General features: G+C 30.9%; 15 protein-coding genes. 7 read left to right on the top strand and 8 right to left on the bottom strand.

The window, feature by feature from the left end; all coding sequences use genetic code 11:
- Positions 1 to 117 precede the first annotated feature (117 nt).
- From groL to miaB, 7 genes are all read right to left on the bottom strand, one after another.
- Positions 118 to 1755 carry a chaperonin GroEL gene (gene groL / locus R3X25_RS07195; RefSeq protein ID WP_317673296.1) on the bottom strand — a complete coding sequence of 546 codons (1638 nt, stop codon included), beginning with the start codon at positions 1753 to 1755 and terminating at the stop codon, positions 118 to 120.
- A gap of 113 nt (positions 1756 to 1868) precedes the next feature.
- Positions 1869 to 2147 carry a co-chaperone GroES gene (gene groES, locus R3X25_RS07200; RefSeq protein WP_317673298.1) on the bottom strand — a complete coding sequence of 93 codons (279 nt, stop codon included), beginning with the start codon at positions 2145 to 2147 and terminating at the stop codon, positions 1869 to 1871.
- A 145-nt stretch (positions 2148 to 2292) separates the two neighbouring features.
- On the bottom strand, positions 2293 to 2634 hold the full coding sequence (secG, locus tag R3X25_RS07205; protein ID WP_317673300.1) for a preprotein translocase subunit SecG: 342 nt from the start codon (positions 2632 to 2634) through the stop codon (positions 2293 to 2295).
- Complete coding sequence (locus R3X25_RS07210; protein WP_317673302.1) at positions 2631 to 3425, bottom strand: tetratricopeptide repeat protein; 795 nt, start codon at positions 3423 to 3425, stop codon at positions 2631 to 2633. Before R3X25_RS07210 ends, secG begins: the two co-directional genes overlap by 4 nt.
- Position 3426: 1 nt before the next feature.
- Positions 3427 to 3942, bottom strand: coding sequence for an LptE family protein (locus R3X25_RS07215; protein WP_317673304.1), 516 nt, complete (start codon positions 3940 to 3942; stop codon positions 3427 to 3429).
- Between the two features lie 21 nt (positions 3943 to 3963).
- Positions 3964 to 5199 carry a sigma-54 dependent transcriptional regulator gene (locus tag R3X25_RS07220; RefSeq protein WP_317673306.1) on the bottom strand — a complete coding sequence of 412 codons (1236 nt, stop codon included), beginning with the start codon at positions 5197 to 5199 and terminating at the stop codon, positions 3964 to 3966.
- A 6-nt stretch (positions 5200 to 5205) separates the two neighbouring features.
- Positions 5206 to 6639, bottom strand: a complete 1434-nt coding sequence (gene miaB / locus R3X25_RS07225; RefSeq protein ID WP_317673308.1) for a tRNA (N6-isopentenyl adenosine(37)-C2)-methylthiotransferase MiaB — start codon at positions 6637 to 6639, stop codon at positions 5206 to 5208.
- A 217-nt stretch (positions 6640 to 6856) separates the two neighbouring features.
- Here miaB and topA point away from each other — a divergent pair, with 217 nt between their 5' ends.
- The 7 genes from topA to R3X25_RS07260 all read left to right on the top strand — a co-directional run bounded on the left by topA (position 6857) and on the right by R3X25_RS07260 (position 16294).
- Entirely contained in the window at positions 6857 to 9343 is a 2487-nt protein-coding gene (topA, locus tag R3X25_RS07230; RefSeq protein ID WP_317673310.1) for a type I DNA topoisomerase, read from the top strand.
- Positions 9344 to 9392: 49 nt separating this feature from the next.
- Positions 9393 to 10553, top strand: a complete 1161-nt coding sequence (locus R3X25_RS07235; RefSeq protein ID WP_317673312.1) for a formimidoylglutamase — start codon at positions 9393 to 9395, stop codon at positions 10551 to 10553.
- A 118-nt stretch (positions 10554 to 10671) separates the two neighbouring features.
- Complete coding sequence (gldK, locus tag R3X25_RS07240; RefSeq protein ID WP_317673314.1) at positions 10672 to 12006, top strand: gliding motility lipoprotein GldK; 1335 nt, start codon at positions 10672 to 10674, stop codon at positions 12004 to 12006.
- A 34-nt stretch (positions 12007 to 12040) separates the two neighbouring features.
- Positions 12041 to 12688, top strand: a complete 648-nt coding sequence (gldL, locus tag R3X25_RS07245) for a gliding motility protein GldL (protein WP_317673316.1) — start codon at positions 12041 to 12043, stop codon at positions 12686 to 12688.
- Positions 12689 to 12728: 40 nt separating this feature from the next.
- Complete coding sequence (gldM, locus tag R3X25_RS07250) at positions 12729 to 14270, top strand: gliding motility protein GldM (protein ID WP_317673318.1); 1542 nt, start codon at positions 12729 to 12731, stop codon at positions 14268 to 14270.
- A gap of 15 nt (positions 14271 to 14285) precedes the next feature.
- Positions 14286 to 15185 (top strand): gliding motility protein GldN, encoded by a 900-nt coding sequence (gldN, locus tag R3X25_RS07255; RefSeq protein ID WP_317673320.1) that lies wholly within the window; start codon positions 14286 to 14288, stop codon positions 15183 to 15185.
- A gap of 68 nt (positions 15186 to 15253) precedes the next feature.
- Positions 15254 to 16294, top strand: a complete 1041-nt coding sequence (locus R3X25_RS07260; protein WP_317673322.1) for an FAD-binding oxidoreductase — start codon at positions 15254 to 15256, stop codon at positions 16292 to 16294.
- On the opposite strand, the gene R3X25_RS07265 is transcribed toward R3X25_RS07260, so the two are convergent.
- Positions 16275 to 16670: a DUF983 domain-containing protein gene (locus R3X25_RS07265; RefSeq protein ID WP_317673324.1), complete on the bottom strand. Its 396-nt coding sequence runs from the start codon at positions 16668 to 16670 to the stop codon at positions 16275 to 16277. The two genes, R3X25_RS07260 and R3X25_RS07265, sit on opposite strands and share 20 nt — an antisense overlap.
- Positions 16671 to 16684: the final 14 nt, after the last annotated feature.

Consider the following 16684-nt stretch of genomic DNA (forward strand, 5'->3'; position numbering starts at 1 on the left):
TTGGTTTAAAAACCTTATTGAATATCAGAGTTTTATCAATTTTCAGTAATTTTTGCTCATAAAAAAAGCGCTTCAATTTAAATTGAAGCGCTTTTTATTTTTTTAAAAATTTGATTTTTACATCATTCCTGGCATTCCACCACCCATTGGAGGCATTCCACCACCAGCTGGAGTATCTTCTTTAATATCTACTAGCGTACAAGCAGTAGTTAAAATCATTCCAGCAACTGAAGCTGCATTTTCTAATGCAATTCTAGTAACTTTAGTTGGATCAATAATTCCAGCAGAAAGCATTTTAATGTATTCTTCAGTTTTAGCATTGTAACCAAAATCTCCTTTTCCTTCCATAACTTTAGCAACAACTACAGATCCTTCACCACCAGCGTTTTCAACAATTTGACGTAAAGGCTCTTCAATAGCTCTGTCTAAAATTTTAATACCTGTTACTTCGTCTAAATTTTCAGTAGTAATAGTTTTTAATACTTCTTTGGTTCTCACTAAAGCAACACCACCACCAGCAACTATACCTTCTTCTACAGCAGCTCTAGTTGCGTGTAAAGCATCATCAACTCTATCTTTTTTCTCTTTCATTTCAACTTCACTAGCAGCACCAACATAAAGTACAGCAACACCACCAGCTAATTTAGCTAAACGCTCTTGTAATTTTTCTTTGTCGTAGTCTGAAGTAGTAGTTTCAATTTGAGTTTTAATTTGATTAACTCTAGCTTTAATAGCTTCAGCATCTCCAGCACCATTAACTACAGTTGTATTGTCTTTATCAATAGTTACTCTTTCTGCAGTACCTAACATTTCTAACGTAGTGTTTTCTAATGTTAATCCCATTTCTTCTGAAATTACAGTACCACCAGTTAAAATAGCAATATCTTCTAACATTGCTTTTCTTCTGTCGCCAAATCCAGGAGCTTTTACAGCTGCAATTTTTAAAGCACCACGTAATTTATTCATTACTAAAGTAGCTAAAGCTTCACCTTCAACATCTTCAGCAATAACTAATAAAGGTTTTCCGCTTTGAGCAACAGGCTCTAAAATTGGTAGTAGATCTTTAAGGTTTGTAATTTTCTTTTCGAATAATAAAATGTATGGATTTTCTAAATCAGTTAACATTTTATCTGCATTGGTAACAAAATAAGGCGATAAGTATCCTCTATCAAATTGCATACCTTCAACAATATCAACATAGGTTGCTGTTCCTTTTGCTTCTTCAACAGTTATTACACCTTCTTTTCCAACTTTTTCAAAAGCTTGTGCAATTAAATCACCAATTGCTTCATCATTATTTGCTGAAATAGATGCTACTTGTTTAATTTTTTCTGAAGTTCCACTAACTTCTTGAGATTGTTTGCGTAAATCTTGAACAATTGCTTCAACTGCTTTATCAATTCCACGTTTTAAATCTAAAGGGTTTGCACCAGCAGCAACGTTTTTTAATCCTTCTTTTACAATAGATTGTGCTAGAACAGTAGCGGTAGTTGTACCATCACCGGCTAAATCGTTTGTTTTTGAAGCAACTTCCTTTACCATTTGTGCTCCCATATTTTCAAGAGTATCTTCTAGCTCTATTTCTTTTGCAACGCTAACACCATCTTTTGTAATAACTGGACCGCCAAAAGCTTTACCAATTACAACATTTCTTCCTTTTGGTCCTAAAGTTACTTTAACTGCATTTGCCAATGCATCAACTCCACGTTTTAAACCGTCACGTGCTTCTATATCAAAAATTATATCTTTTGCCATTTTTATGTTTTTTGCTTTTAGCTATTGACTTTTCGCCGTTAGCTATTCATTTAATTAAATATTTTATTTTTTGTGTTTGCTAATTGCCAATTGCAAAAGGCTAATCGCCGTTTTTAAACAATTGCTAAAATATCAGCTTCTCGCATAATTAAATATTCTGTACCTTCTAAAATAAGTTCAGTACCAGCATATTTTCCATATAAAACTGTATCACCAATTTTTACGGTCATTGGCTCGTCTTTAGTTCCGTTACCTACAGCAACTACAGTTCCTTTTTGTTGTTTTTCTTTTGCTGAATCTGGTATAATTAAGCCTGAAGCTGTTGTGGTTTCAGCTGCTACAGGTTCTATTAAAACTCTGTCTGCTAATGGTTTAATATTTATTTCACTCATTTTATATATTTTTTAAATTATAATTCTTTGAATTATTTTACTAAAAGTGTGCCATTTTCTAAATTATGACAAACTGAACTTTTTAACAAAAAAAAATGCCAACGTAGGTGACACGTTGGCATTTTATATTATTTTTAATAATCAACTATTGAACTGAATCTTGAATAGTTGTTGTTGCTGCATCTTGAATTGGTTCAGTAACTTCTCTATTTTCAATAGTGTTTTCAACTTCTGAACTTGTAGTTGCAGTAGCTCTAGGCGCTGCAAAGTTTGATAATAATATTAATGCTAATAGCACAATAGAAAGTGTCCAAGTACTTTTATCTAAAAAGTTAGTTGTATTTTGAACTCCTCCTCCTAAAGATTGAGTTCCACCTCCACCAAATGATGATGATAATCCTCCTCCTTTTGGGTTTTGAACCATTATAATTAACACTAATAAAAGTGCTACGATCATAATCAAGATTAAAAATACTGTATAAGTCATATCTTATTTCTTTGTAAAATTTTTATTGCTTTAATTCGGTCTGCAAAGAAACCACTTTTTTCTGGATATTTCAAACATAAAATGCGATAAGCTTTTATGGCGTTATCATATTTTTTTTGTTCTAAGTAAACTTTTGCTAAAGTTTCGGTCATTAAACTCTCATTTTCTTGATGATGATTTAAAGTGACGTTAGAATTAGTAAGGGTTTTATCTGCTGGGCCAATTTTTGGGTTGGCTTTTATAAATTTGTCAATTAAATTAAATTTTTCTTCAATTTTTGAAGTGTTTTTTGTTGAATTTTCTTCTTTTTTTTCGCGGATAATAGGTTTGGTACTAATCAATTGCATCCATTCAACAAACGAGTGAGGTTCTGAACTGGTAAATTGAATTGGCTTTCCAAGTTCTAAAACTTCTTTAGCAACTTCTTTTTCTGGTGCAATTTCTTCTTTTATTTGAGGTGGTTCTTCTGTTGACGAGTTTTTAGAAACTTGTTGATGAATTTTTTCTATTGTTTCTGATTCAATTTTTTCTAAATCAAGATCCTTTTGTTTTTCATTAATAAAAATAGGAGAGGTAATAAACTCAAATAAAACACTTCTATCAATTGTGTATGCTGCAGTTTTTTTTAATGCTTGGTTGTATTTATAACTGTTGGTTGTGCTTAAGTGTTTTAATTGTATTGCTTTAGCAGCTTGAAAATAAGGAAATTCTTCTACAATGTTTTCTAAAGCTACGTTGTTTACATTTGCTGTTGGGTTGTTTAATAGATACGTAAATTCTTGATTGTTCATATTACCATTTAGCTACTGAAGCGTTAAAAATATCTTGTGAAATACGTTCTATAATTTCTTCAAAGGCATCATCTAGAGCACTTCCAATAAGTTGGGTGTCAGCATCATAATCATAATAATGGGAGAAATTTCTTTCAAAATTATCATCTTCAACTATATTGTTATAAAAACGAACATTCACTGTAATGGTTAATCTGTTTTGCGCAGCTGTTTGCTCTGCGGTAGCTGTCATTGGATTTATTTTATAACCTGTAATTTCTCCTTCAAACTGTAAGTCTCCACCAGAATCAACTAAATCTAAATTAGCTTGTGTTAAAAATAAGTCTCGAAAGTTAGTGGTAAATGTTTGGCTTAAACTTGGTTCAACCAAAACAGCGTTGTTTGGGAAATAATCAATTTGTACTGATTTTACTCTTGGATCTAAATTGGTTCCTGTAAAAGAATATTTTACGCTAACGCCACAAGCTTGTGAAGTTATTATTAAAATAAAAAGTAATATGAAATAATTTTTTTTCATTGTTCAAAAGTAGTAATTAAACTATAAATCGTATTGTTTTATTTTTCTGTATAATGTTCTTTCAGAAATTCCCAACTCTTTAGCGGCTAATTTTCGTTTGCCGCTATTGCGTTCTAAAGATTTTTTTATCAGTTCAATTTCTTTTTCTTGAATAGATAAGTTTTCATGTTCATCAATAGTTTCAGCAAATTCGTAATCATTTGAATCATCGAAATTATTTTCATATCTAACTACTTCAACTTGATTGGAAATTTTAGATTCTAACGTTTCTTCTTCTTTGTAAATTTTTTGAATAAGTTGTTTGTTATCTTCTTTAACTTTTACAGAATCGTTTTGCATTAAATCCATGGTTAATTTTTTCAAATCATGGATGTCATTTTTCATGTCAAACAAAATTTTATACATAATTTCTCGTTCGGTAGCAAAATCACTATTAGATTTATTGTTTTCAATAATAGAAGGAAGGTTGGTTCCTTTTTGAGGTAAATAACGTCTTAGAGTGTTGGGATCTACTATTCGATTTTCTTCAACAACTGAAATTTCTTCAGCTATGTTTCTTAATTGACGAATGTTTCCTGGAAAGCTATAATTGATTAATGTTTTTATTGCATCATCAGTTAGCCTAATTGTTGGCATATTGTATTTTTGCGCAAAATCAGCTGCAAATTTTCGAAACAACAAATGAATATCTCCAACTCTTTCTCTAAGAGGAGGAAGGTTAATATCAATAGTACTTAAACGATAAAATAAATCTTCTCTAAATTTACCTTTATCAATTGCTTTGGGCATATTTAAATTAGTTGCCGCAACTATTCTAACATCTGTTTTTTGTACTTGTGAAGAACCTACTTTGATAAATTCACCATTTTCTAACACACGTAATAATCGAACTTGAGTAGTAAGAGGTAATTCACCAACTTCATCTAAAAAAATGGTTCCACCATCAGCAACTTCAAAATAACCTTTACGGGTTTGAGTTGCACCCGTAAAAGCTCCTTTTTCATGACCAAAAAGTTCACTATCAATAGTTCCTTCTGGTATTGCACCACAGTTTACAGCAATGTATTTTGCATGTTTACGATGTGATAAATTATGTATAATTTTTGGAATACTTTCTTTACCAACACCACTTTCACCGGTTACCAATACTGAAATATCAGTAGGAGCAACGCGTATTGCTTTTTCTAAAGCTAGATTTAAATGTACATCGTTTCCAATAATTCCAAAACGTTGTTTAATTGCTTGTAAAGATTCCATAATTTTTTATTTTCTTTTTCCTAATAGCGTGGCTGAAGTACAGTCTTCTATATAAATATTTACAAAATCACCAATTTTTTCATCACCTTTAGGAAAAACAACCATGGCGTTTTGAGAGTTTCTTCCTTTCCAATGTGCATCAGATTTTTTTGATGAACCTTCTATTAGAACTTCAACCGTTTTGCCTATAAATTCCTCTAAAATTTTTAAACCGTGTTTTCGTTGTAATTGGATAATTTCGTTTAATCTTCTTTTTTTTACATCATTTGGAACATCATCTGCCATGCGTTTTTCTGCTGGAGTTCCAGGTCTTTCAGAATATGCAAACATAAAGCCAAAGTCATATTTAACGTATTCCATTAAACTCAACGTATCTTTATGTTCTTCTTCTGTTTCTCCGCAAAAACCAGTAATCATATCTTGAGATATTGAACAATCGGGTAGAATTTTACGAATATTGTCAATCAATTCAATGTATTCCTCTCGAGTGTGCTGACGATTCATTCTTTTTAAAACACTTGTACTACCTGATTGGACAGGTAAATGTATGTATTTACATATATTATTATGTTTTGCCATGGTTTTAATTACATCTAAACTCATGTCTTGAGGATTAGAGGTTGAAAAACGGATTCGAATTTTTGGATGCGTAGTTGCAACTATATCTAACAGTTGAGAAAAATCAACAGCTGTTGCTTGTGCAATTTCAGAAGCTTTATTAAAATCTTTTTTTAAGCCTCCACCGTACCATAAATAGCTATCTACATTTTGACCTAAAAGCGTAATTTCTTTGTATCCTTTTTCAACTAAATCATTTACTTCTTCTAAAATACTTTTTGGATCTCTACTGCGCTCACGCCCTCTAGTAAATGGTACTACACAAAAGGTACACATATTATCGCAACCTCTAGTAATGGACACAAATGCAGAAACTCCATTTGAGTTTAATCGAACAGGAGAAACATCGGCGTAAGTTTCTTCTTTAGATAAAATTACATTTACAGCATCTCTCCCAGCTTCAACTTCATCTAATAAGTTTGGTAAATCTCGGTAAGCATCAGGGCCAACTACCAAATCTACTATTTTTTCTTCCTCTAAAAATTTAGCTTTTAAGCGTTCGGCCATGCAGCCAAGTACACCAACTTTCATAGTTGGGTTTATTTTTTTAACAGCATTGTATTTTTCTAAACGTTTTCTAACAGTTAGTTCTGCTTTTTCTCTAATTGAGCAGGTATTTACTAAAACTAAATCAGCTTCTTCTATTAAATGTGTTGTATTATATCCTTGTCCATTTAAAATTGAAGCAACAATTTCACTATCATTCAAATTCATTTGGCAGCCATAACTTTCTATGTAAAGTTTTTTTGTGTTGCCTTCTTTTTGTGCTGTTAAAAGTGCTTGTCCTTGGTTTTTTTCTTCTATAATTTTTTCGCTCCCCATATAGTTTTTATTGTTTTGCAAAGATATAACCAAAAAATCAAATTTATGACATATTGGCAGAATTTTAACAATGGTAAAATACTATTATTTTTATGTTTTTTTGAATTGAAAATTTGTTTTAAAAAAAAATCATATACTTTTGCAATCCAAAATCTCTAAATATAATAGGTCAGAAAGGCTGTTTTTTTGAGATTGAAAAGTTGAAATTATAAAATTTATGGCAAAAAATTTAGTAATAGTTGAGTCACCTGCAAAAGCAAAAACCATTGAGAAATTTTTAGGAAAAGATTTTCAAGTAGAATCTAGTTTTGGGCATATTGCAGATTTACCTTCTAAAGAAATTGGAATTAATGTTGATGGAGATTTTATGCCAAACTATATTGTTTCAAGTGATAAAAAAGCAGTTGTAAAAAAATTAAAAGATTTAGCTAAAAAAGCAGAAATTGTTTGGTTGGCTTCGGATGAGGATCGAGAAGGAGAAGCAATTGCATGGCATTTATTTGAGCAGTTAAAACTAAAAGACGATTCAACAAAACGAATTGTTTTCCATGAAATTACAAAAAAAGCAATTTTAAAAGCTGTAGATAATCCAAGAGCTATTGACTACAATTTAGTAAATGCACAACAAGCTAGAAGAGTTTTAGATAGGCTTGTTGGATATAAATTATCTCCGGTATTATGGAGAAAGGTAAAAGGAGGTCTTTCAGCTGGTAGAGTTCAATCGGTTGCTGTTCGTTTAATTGTTGAGCGCGAAAGAGCAATTCAAGAGTTTACTCCAGTGGCATCTTACAAGGTAGTAGCTGAATTTATTTCAGAAGATGGTAAAAAGTTTAAAGCATCACTTCCTTCTAATTTTAAAACTAAAAAAGAAGCACAAGAATTTTTAGATTCATGTGTTGCAGCAGATTTTTCTATTGCAGATTTACAAAAAAGACCTGCAAAAAAATTCCCAGCAGCGCCATTTACAACATCAACATTGCAACAAGAAGCAGCAAGAAAATTGTATTTTCCAGTAGCAAAAACTATGATGATTGCTCAACGTTTGTACGAAGCAGGTTTAATCACCTACATGAGAACAGACAGTGTAAATTTATCGCAAGATGCTATTAATCATGCAAAAGATGAAATTAAAAATTTATACGGGAAAGAATATAGTAAAGTAAGAAATTACAATACAAATTCTAAAGGAGCACAAGAAGCACACGAGGCAATTAGACCAACAAATATGAGTACTCAAACTATTTCGGTTGATTATGATCAGGATAGATTGTACGATTTAATTTGGAAAAGAACGATAGCCTCTCAAATGAGTGAAGCGCAACTAGAACGTACAAATGTAAAAGTTGAGAATTCAAATAACAATAAAATTTTAACCGCAAATGGTGAAATGATAAAGTTTGATGGTTTCTTAAAAGTTTATTTAGAAGGTAATGATGAAGAAGACGAAGAACAAGCAGGAATGTTACCTAATTTAGTTGTTGGTCAAAAAGTAGATAATAATTTTATTACTGCAACTGAACGATATACTAAAGCACCTTACCGTTTTACAGAAGCTTCATTAGTAAAAAGCTTGGAAGAATTAGGTATTGGCCGTCCATCTACCTATGCGCCAACAATTTCTACAATTCAACGTAGAGAATATATTGTAAAAGGAACAATTGATGGTGTTGAAAGAAATTATACGCAATTAAAATTAACTTCAGATAAAGTTTCAGAAGAATTGTTAACTGAAAAAGTTGGTGCGGATAAAGGAAAATTAGTACCTACAGATATAGGAAATATTGTAAATGACTTTTTAGTAGCTAATTTTAAAGAAATATTGGATTACGGTTTTACTGCTAAAGTAGAAGATGAATTCGATGATATTGCTGATGGAAAAGAAGATTGGATTGAAATGATTAAAGAGTTTTATGGAGCTTTTAATCCAATGGTAGAAGATGTTTCAGAAAATGCAAGTAGAGCAACTGGTGAGCGTTTGTTAGGTATAGATCCTGAAAGTGGAAAAAATGTATATGCTAGATTGGGTAGGTTTGGAGCAATGGTACAAATAGGTGAAGCTACAGACGAAGAAAAACCTCGTTTTGCAAGTTTACAAGGTGAACAAACACTTAATTCTATTACTTATGAAGAAGCCATGGATCTTTTTAAATTACCAAAAACTATTGGTAATTATGAAGAAACTGAAGTAATTGTTGCAAGTGGTAGATTTGGACCATACATTCGTTTCGATAAAATGTTTGTTTCTATTCCAAGAGACGAAAATCCAATGTCTATAGATTTAGATAGAGCTATTGAACTAATAGAAGAAAAGCGAGAGGCTGACGCACCAATTGCAGAGTATGAAAATCTTCCAGTTCAAAAAGGTGTTGGTAGATTTGGACCTTTTATTAAGTGGAATAATATTTTTATCAATGTAAATAAAAAATACGATTTTGATAATTTAACGTATGATAATATTGTTGAACTTATTGAAGATAAAAAGAGAAAAGAAATTGAAAAAGTAATTCACAATTGGGAAGAAGAAAATATTAGAGTTGAAAAAGCAAGATGGGGGCGTACAAATATTTTTAAAGGAAAAACCAAAGTTATAGAATTACCTAAAACAGTAGACGCTTCTAAATTAACGTTAGAAGAAGTTAAGGATATTGTAGAAAAAAACACAAAAAAGAAAAAAACTACGAAACGAAAAACCAAGAAAAAATAAAATTTAGTAACTTGCTCCGTAGAAAAAGAAAAAATAACCCCTTTTAAAAATGAATTTCGAATATCTTCAACCAATTGACGAATCGTTGTTGGCACATGCTAAAATGCAAGCGCATTTAACAATTGGTCAGCGTATTCAAATTTATGCTTCAACATCAGATTTTCCTGACCTTTCAACTGTGAAAATTGCCATAATTGGCGTTAAAGAAGGACGAGCTTCAATTGAAAACAATGGAGTTGGAAATAATTTAAATAAAATAAGAGAAGAATTATATAAATTATATCCTGGTAATTGGCCAATACAAGTTGCGGATTTAGGTAATATTCAGCAAGGGAACACTATTCAAGATACATATTTTGCTTTATCTGAAATAACTTCATCATTATTAAAAAAGAATATTATACCATTAATAATTGGAGGTGGACAAGATTTAACCTACGCTAATTACAGAGCTTACGATGCACTAGAACAAACAGTTAATTTAGTAACTGTAGATAATAAATTCAATATTGGAAACATTGAAGATGAATTAAATTCAGAATCATTTGTGAGTAAAATAATTATGAATAAGCCCAATAACTTATTTAATTATTCTAACATAGGTTATCAAACCTATTTTAACTCTCAAGATGAAATTGATTTACTCGAAAATTTATTTTTTGATGCACATCGTTTAGGTGAAGTTACTGCCGATTTAAAAGTAGTAGAACCAATTTTGCGTGATGCAGATATTGTTAGTATAGATTTATCAGCAATAAAAAACACAGAAGCTCCAGCAAATAATAATGGAACTCCAAATGGATTTTCAGGTGCTGAAATTTGTGCAATTTCGAGATACGCAGGGATAAGTGATAAGGTTTCTTCTTTTGGAATTTATGAGTTCAACCAAAAATATGATAGTAAAAATCAGACAGCACAATTAATTGCACAAATGATTTGGTATTTTATTGAAGGTGTTAATTATAGAGCACATGATTATCCTTTTGGATTAAAAGAAAATTATAAAAAATATATTGTACCAATAGAAGATCAGGTACTAAATTTCCATAAAAGTAATAAAAGTGGAAGATGGTGGATGGAAATTAACTTAAATAATGATAATAAATATAAAAGACATGCGTTAATACCATGTACTTATCAGGATTATGTTTGCGCAACAAACCAAGATATTCCTGATAGATGGATAAGAACATTGAAAAAATTAGTATAAATTTTTAATAGTTTATATACTAATATCTTTGTTTTTGCGTTAAAAACAGATTAAAATAAATATTGTTTTTTAGAAGAAATAGTAATAGGTTTGCCTAATTTGATTTAAGAAAATTATTATGAAGAGAATATCGTTGTATATTTTAGTAACATTTTTAGTGTACAGTTGTGGCTCTAGCGACCAAGGAGAATTAACGGGAGTTACGTCAAAAACTAAATGGCACTCAAAAAAACCAATGGGAATGGCACTAATTCCTGGAGGTTCGTTTACAATGGGACGTCAAGATGAAGATATTGCCGGGGCATTAAACACCCCAACTAGAACAGTTACAGTGCGTCCTTACTATATGGATGAAACTGAAATTACCAATGCAGAATATAAAGAATTTGTTCATTGGGTAAGAGATTCAATAGTTCGAACGGAATTAGCAATGCTTTCTAAATTGTTGTCGGATGATACAAATATTATTCTTGAAGATTATCAATTTAAAGCAGCAGATACTGCAGATATGTCTCCATATCAAAAGTATATGAGAGATAATTATGGAACAGAAGAAAATGCTTTAAATTGGGATGAAGATTTAATTTGGGATCCGAGTGAATTTCCAGATGAATACTATTCTGAAGTAATGGATACAATGTATATTCCAATTGAGAATAGTTTAGATGAAAAGCGAATTCTTGATACAAAAAAATTAAAATTTAGACATTCTTGGTTAGATAGAGAAAATGCAGCAAGAAGTAAAGGAGAACGAAAAGACTTTATTAAAAGTGAAGTTGTTGAAGTATATCCAGACACAACAGTTTGGGTAAAAGATTTTAACTACTCATATAACGATCCAATGCACCAAGATTATTTTTTCCATCAAGCTTATAATGATTATCCTGTAGTTGGAGTAACTTGGAGTCAAGCAAAAGCATTTTGTAGCTGGAGAACAAAAAAGAAAAATGATTTTCTTCGTTCAAAAAAGAATCCTAGTTCAGTACCATATTTTAGATTAGCTACTGAAGCAGAGTGGGAATATGCTGCTCGTGGAGGTCTAGAGTACGGAACATACCCTTGGGGTGGTCCTTACACAACAAGTGATAGAGGATGTTTTTTAGCAAACTTTAAGCCACAACGTGGAGATTATGCTGTGGATGGTGCTTTATACACAATGGAAGCAAAATCGTTTAATCCAAACGATTATGGATTGTACAATATGTCTGGAAATGTTTCAGAATGGACAAATACTGCATATAGCGAAGTTTCATTTTATATAGGTTCAACTATGAATCCAAACGTTGAAATGAAAGAAAATAAGCGAAAAGTAATAAGAGGTGGTTCATGGAAAGATGTAGCTTATTTCTTACAAGTGAGCACTCGTGATTATGAGTATGCTGATTCAGCTAGAAGCTATATTGGCTTTAGAACCGTTCAAGATTATCTTGGAACAAACATCGAAGGAAATTAAAAAAAAATCAACTCAAAACTAATAATATTTAATTATGGCACAGTCAAAAAACACAAAGAAATTATTTAATATGGCATACGGAATTGGTGCCGCTATTGTAATTATTGGAGCACTTTTTAAAATTTTACACTGGAACCTAGGTCCTATTTCAGGAGGTATGGTACTAGCATTCGGTATGATTGTAGAAGCAATTGTATTTGCTATTTCAGCTTTTGAACCTGTAGAAGATGATTTAGATTGGTCAAAAGTATATCCTGAATTAGCAGGAGGTAATGAAAGAGATAAAGATAGAAAGGACGCTGTACAAGCACAAGGGTTATTATCTCAAAAATTAGATGATATGTTAAAAGAAGCTAAACTAGATGCAGGATTAATGACAAGTTTAGGTGAAAGCATTCAAAATTTTAAAGGAGCAGCTGAAAATATAGCCCCAGCAGTTGACTCTATAGCAGCAACAAATAAATATAGCGAACAATTATCTATGGCTGCAGCTCAAATGGAATCACTAAACAGTTTGTATAAAGTTCAATTAGAAAGTACTGGTAGACAAACTGAAATTAATGAGCAGGTTGCTCAAAATGCTGGGAAATTAAAAGAGCAAATGGAATCTTTAACTTCAAATCTTTCTTCATTAAATGGAGTTTATGGAGGTATGCTTTCTGCAATGTCACCTAAAAACTAATTAGTTTTTAAGACTAATTATTAATTTAAAACTAAATTAAATGGCATCAGGAAAATTATCGAATAGACAAAAAATGATTAACTTAATGTACTTGGTTTTCATTGCAATGATTGCGATGCAAATGAGTAAAGAAGTTTTATCTGCTTTTGGTTACATGAATGAAAAATTTACAGAGAATAATATCACAGCATCTGCAAAAAACCAAGATATACTTAATAATCTAGCAACTAAAGCTTCAGAGCAACCAGAAAAGTATAAATCATTATACGAAGTAGCATCCGGAGTTAATAAGTTATCAAACGATTTTAATACTTTTTTAGATTCTAAAAAAACCTTGTTTTTAGAAAAACAAGAAGATAAATCTGATTACGAGAGTATGGATAAAACAGATTTTGTAGATAGTCACTTTTTTAATGGTGACGCATTTACAAAAGAAGGAAAAGAATTTTTAGACCAAGTAAATGGTTATAGAACTGAAGTTTTAAAACTTATTGGAGAAGATAGCCCTTTAGCTGCTAATATTTTAAAACGATTTGATACATCAGATCAAAAAACTTCAGATGACGGAACAAAACAACCATGGTTAAATAACAGATATGAAGGTTTTCCTTTAATATCTACTGTTACTAACCTTACTGCTATGCAGAATGATGTTAAAAATACACAATCTGAAATATATAATACTTTATTAGGAGGTCAATTAGAAAGTGATGTTTCTATGACTAAATATGAAGCTATTGTAATTCCTGAAAAAACTGCTTTTTTCCAAGGTGAAATGTTCAAAGGAAAAATTGTTTTAGGAAAAGTGGATCCAACTTTAAAACCTGAAAAAGTAACTGTTAATAATAAGGAAGTTAGCAGTGAAAATATTGAAGCAGGTCAAGTATTATTGCAATTTCCTGCGGGTGGAGTTGGAGAACGTGATATTAAAGGAATGTTTGTGTTTAAAGAAAAAGGTGAAGATGTAGAGATTCCTATTAACTCATCTTATGCTGTAATTCCAAAACCAAACAGTGCCGTAATTTCAGCAGATAAAATGAATGTGGTTTACCGTGGAGTTTCTAACCCTATGACTATTTCTATTCCAGGAGTGCCTGATAATTTAGTAAGTGCATCAGCACCTGGATTAAAATCAGTAGCTGGTTCAGGAAAATATGTAATGATTCCTCAACAAGGTAAAGAAGTAACAATTAGAGTTACGGGGAAATTACCTGACGGAAGCCCGGTAAGTTCTTCAATGGCCTTTAGAATTAAAGATATTCCTTCACCGCAAGGAACAATTAGAAAACAAAGTGGTGTTGTAAAAATGCCTAAAACTAGTTTAGGAAATTCTACAGTAGGTGTTGAATTGGCAGATTTTGATTTTGACTTAAAATTAAATACAACAGGTTTTACTGTTAAAGTTCCTGGGCAATCTGCTGTTGTTGTTAGAGGTAGTAGAATGAATGTACAAGCTCAAAAAGCTATTGCAAAAGCTAAACGTGGAGATGTAATAACAATTTTTGATATAAAATCAACTATTTCGGGAAATTCTGGTTATAGAATTAAGCCAGCTTCTCCTGTAAGTATTGAAATTCAATAATAAAAAATTAAAGTAATGAACAAGAAGAATATTGGAATGTTTATTGTAGCGCTAGTGTTGTTTCAAACAGCATTTGCACAATCTAATTTACTAAATGCTAGAAATCCTTCTGACATTGGGAAGAAAACGATTGAACAATTAGCCTATGATAATGATGAGCCTTTAGAATATGGTTATATTGATGATAGAGATATTCTTTGGTCTAAAGTAGTGTGGGAGTATATTGATTTGAATGAAAGAATTAATTTACCATATTACTACCCAGTAGATACAACTAATGTTTCTATGGATAGACGTTCTTTATTTGATACATTATTGAGAAACATTAAAAATGGTGAAATTGATGAGATTTATGATGACTCTTATTTTACCGCTAAAATGGCTAAATCTGAAATTAATGTAAAATTACAACGTATTGATACTACAGATGCCGGATTTGATGAGCTAAATGCAGGGAATACTAATATTAATGAATATATTGATAGAATTAATTTAACATCTCAAGATGTTGAAGGTTTTAAAATTAAAGGTCTTTGGTATTTTGACAAACGTCAAGGAGAATTAAAGTATAGATTACTTGCTTTGGCTCCAGTTGCACCAGATGTACAAACAATGGGTAGAGAAGATATGGATATTTCAGAGCAATTAGCATTATTTTGGGTTTGGTATCCAGATGCAAGAAAATCGCTTCATAAAATGAAAGTTTTCAATCAGAAAAATTCTGCATATCCAATTTCATTTGACCATTTGTTAAATGCTCGTAGATTTAATGCAATTATTTATCGTGAAGAAAATATATATGGAGATAGAGATGTTGCACATTACGTAAAAGGAAATGCTTTATTCCAAGTATTGGAATCTAACAAGATTAAAGACGAAATTAGAAATAAGGAATTAGATATGTGGAATTACTAATTTTCACTAAAAATAAATATTAAAAACTCCTGCAATTGCAGGAGTTTTTGTTTTAGTATATTTGGCAAATGCAAGTAGATTATATAGTTGTAGGCTTGGGATTAGCAGGATTAGCTTTTACCCAAGAATTAGAAAAAAACAATAAAACGTTTATTGTTTTTGAAGATGAATCTCAAAATTCATCTTTGGTTGCTGGAGGAATGTACAATCCAGTTATTTTAAAGCGTTTTTCTCCTGTTTGGAATGCAATTCCACAACTAGAAAAAGCATTGCCTTTTTACAAAAAATTAGAAGCCAAATTCAATAATAAATACGATTATAAAATTGATATTTATAGAATATTTAAAACGGTAGAGGAACAGAATAATTGGTTTGTAGCTGCAGATAAACCAAGGTTGTCGCCGTTTATGAATACAACAATTGTAAATGAAAAATACAAAGGTATTAATTCGGAATGTGGCTTTGGAAGATTAACTAAAACTGGAAGAATAGATACAATTTCGCTATTAAGTGATTATAAAAACTATCTTTTAGATAGAGGAAAATTAATAAAAGAATCTTTTGATTATGAAAAGTTGAAGATTTCTGAAAAGAGTGTTGTTTATAAAAAAACGTCAGCAAAAAAAATTGTGTTTTGTGAAGGTTTTGGCATTAAAAAGAATCCTTTTTTTAATTATTTACCAATGGTAGAAGTAAAAGGTGAATTAATAACTATTCATGCGCCAGAATTAAATGTAGATTTTTTAATAAAAGCAGCTGTTTTTGTATTGCCTTTAGGCGATAATTATTACAGAGTTGGCGCAACTTTTAATTGGAAGGATAAAACTTCGATTCCAACTGAAGAAGGGAAAGAAGAATTGATTTCAAAATTAAAATCATTTATAACTGTACCCTTTAAAGTTGTTGAACACAAAGCAGGAATTAGACCAACTATAAAAGACAGAAGACCTTTAGTAGGAAAACATCCAAAACACCTAAATTTAGTAGTTTTAAACGGTTTAGGAACTCGTGGAGTAATGATTGCACCAACTGTTTCAGAACAACTGTATAATCATTTAGAAAAAGGAATAGAGCTAGATAAAGAAGTTTCTATTCAGCGTTTTCATTAGATTTTAACCCTTTTTCATAATTCACAAAAATATTAATCCAAATAATTCGAGATAATCGAGTAGAAACAGGAAAAAGTAATAATAAAGCAATTACAATTGGAATAAAACTTTGTAATAAATTTAGGTTAAATACTAAAGTAGAAATTACAAACGTAGCTATAGCAATTCCTACAGTTAAAGCATAATTCACGTACATTGCTCCATAAAAAAAAGAAGGTTCCATGGTATATTTTAAGCCACAATTACTACATTTTTCATGCATTTTAAAGGCTTTAGAAAGTTTAAACATGTTTTTTTCAACCATAAAATCACCTTCATGGCATCTTGGACATTTATTAAATAAAATGCTATAAAGTTTTGTGCCTTTTTTAATCATTACGGTTTTACAAT

The organism is Lutibacter sp. TH_r2 (genome assembly GCF_033101135.1).
GTDB lineage: Bacteria > Bacteroidota > Bacteroidia > Flavobacteriales > Flavobacteriaceae > Lutibacter.

Bases quoted from the DNA above. Each gene is read 5' to 3' on its own strand.
- groL (WP_317673296.1), bottom strand. From the start codon at position 1,755: ATGGCAAAAGATATAATTTTTGATATAGAAGCACGTGACGGTTTAAAA.
- secG (WP_317673300.1), bottom strand. From the start codon at position 2,634: ATGACTTATACAGTATTTTTAATCTTGATTATGATCGTAGCACTTTTA.
- R3X25_RS07260 (WP_317673322.1), top strand. From the start codon at position 15,254: ATGCAAGTAGATTATATAGTTGTAGGCTTGGGATTAGCAGGATTAGCT.
- R3X25_RS07220 (WP_317673306.1), bottom strand. From the start codon at position 5,199: ATGGAATCTTTACAAGCAATTAAACAACGTTTTGGAATTATTGGAAAC.
- R3X25_RS07215 (WP_317673304.1), bottom strand. From the start codon at position 3,942: ATGAAAAAAAATTATTTCATATTACTTTTTATTTTAATAATAACTTCA.
- miaB (WP_317673308.1), bottom strand. From the start codon at position 6,639: ATGGGGAGCGAAAAAATTATAGAAGAAAAAAACCAAGGACAAGCACTT.
- R3X25_RS07210 (WP_317673302.1), bottom strand. From the start codon at position 3,425: ATGAACAATCAAGAATTTACGTATCTATTAAACAACCCAACAGCAAAT.
- gldM (WP_317673318.1), top strand. From the start codon at position 12,729: ATGGCATCAGGAAAATTATCGAATAGACAAAAAATGATTAACTTAATG.
- gldK (WP_317673314.1), top strand. From the start codon at position 10,672: ATGAAGAGAATATCGTTGTATATTTTAGTAACATTTTTAGTGTACAGT.
- R3X25_RS07235 (WP_317673312.1), top strand. From the start codon at position 9,393: ATGAATTTCGAATATCTTCAACCAATTGACGAATCGTTGTTGGCACAT.
- R3X25_RS07265 (WP_317673324.1), bottom strand. From the start codon at position 16,670: ATGATTAAAAAAGGCACAAAACTTTATAGCATTTTATTTAATAAATGT.
- gldL (WP_317673316.1), top strand. From the start codon at position 12,041: ATGGCACAGTCAAAAAACACAAAGAAATTATTTAATATGGCATACGGA.
- groES (WP_317673298.1), bottom strand. From the start codon at position 2,147: ATGAGTGAAATAAATATTAAACCATTAGCAGACAGAGTTTTAATAGAA.
- gldN (WP_317673320.1), top strand. From the start codon at position 14,286: ATGAACAAGAAGAATATTGGAATGTTTATTGTAGCGCTAGTGTTGTTT.
- topA (WP_317673310.1), top strand. From the start codon at position 6,857: ATGGCAAAAAATTTAGTAATAGTTGAGTCACCTGCAAAAGCAAAAACC.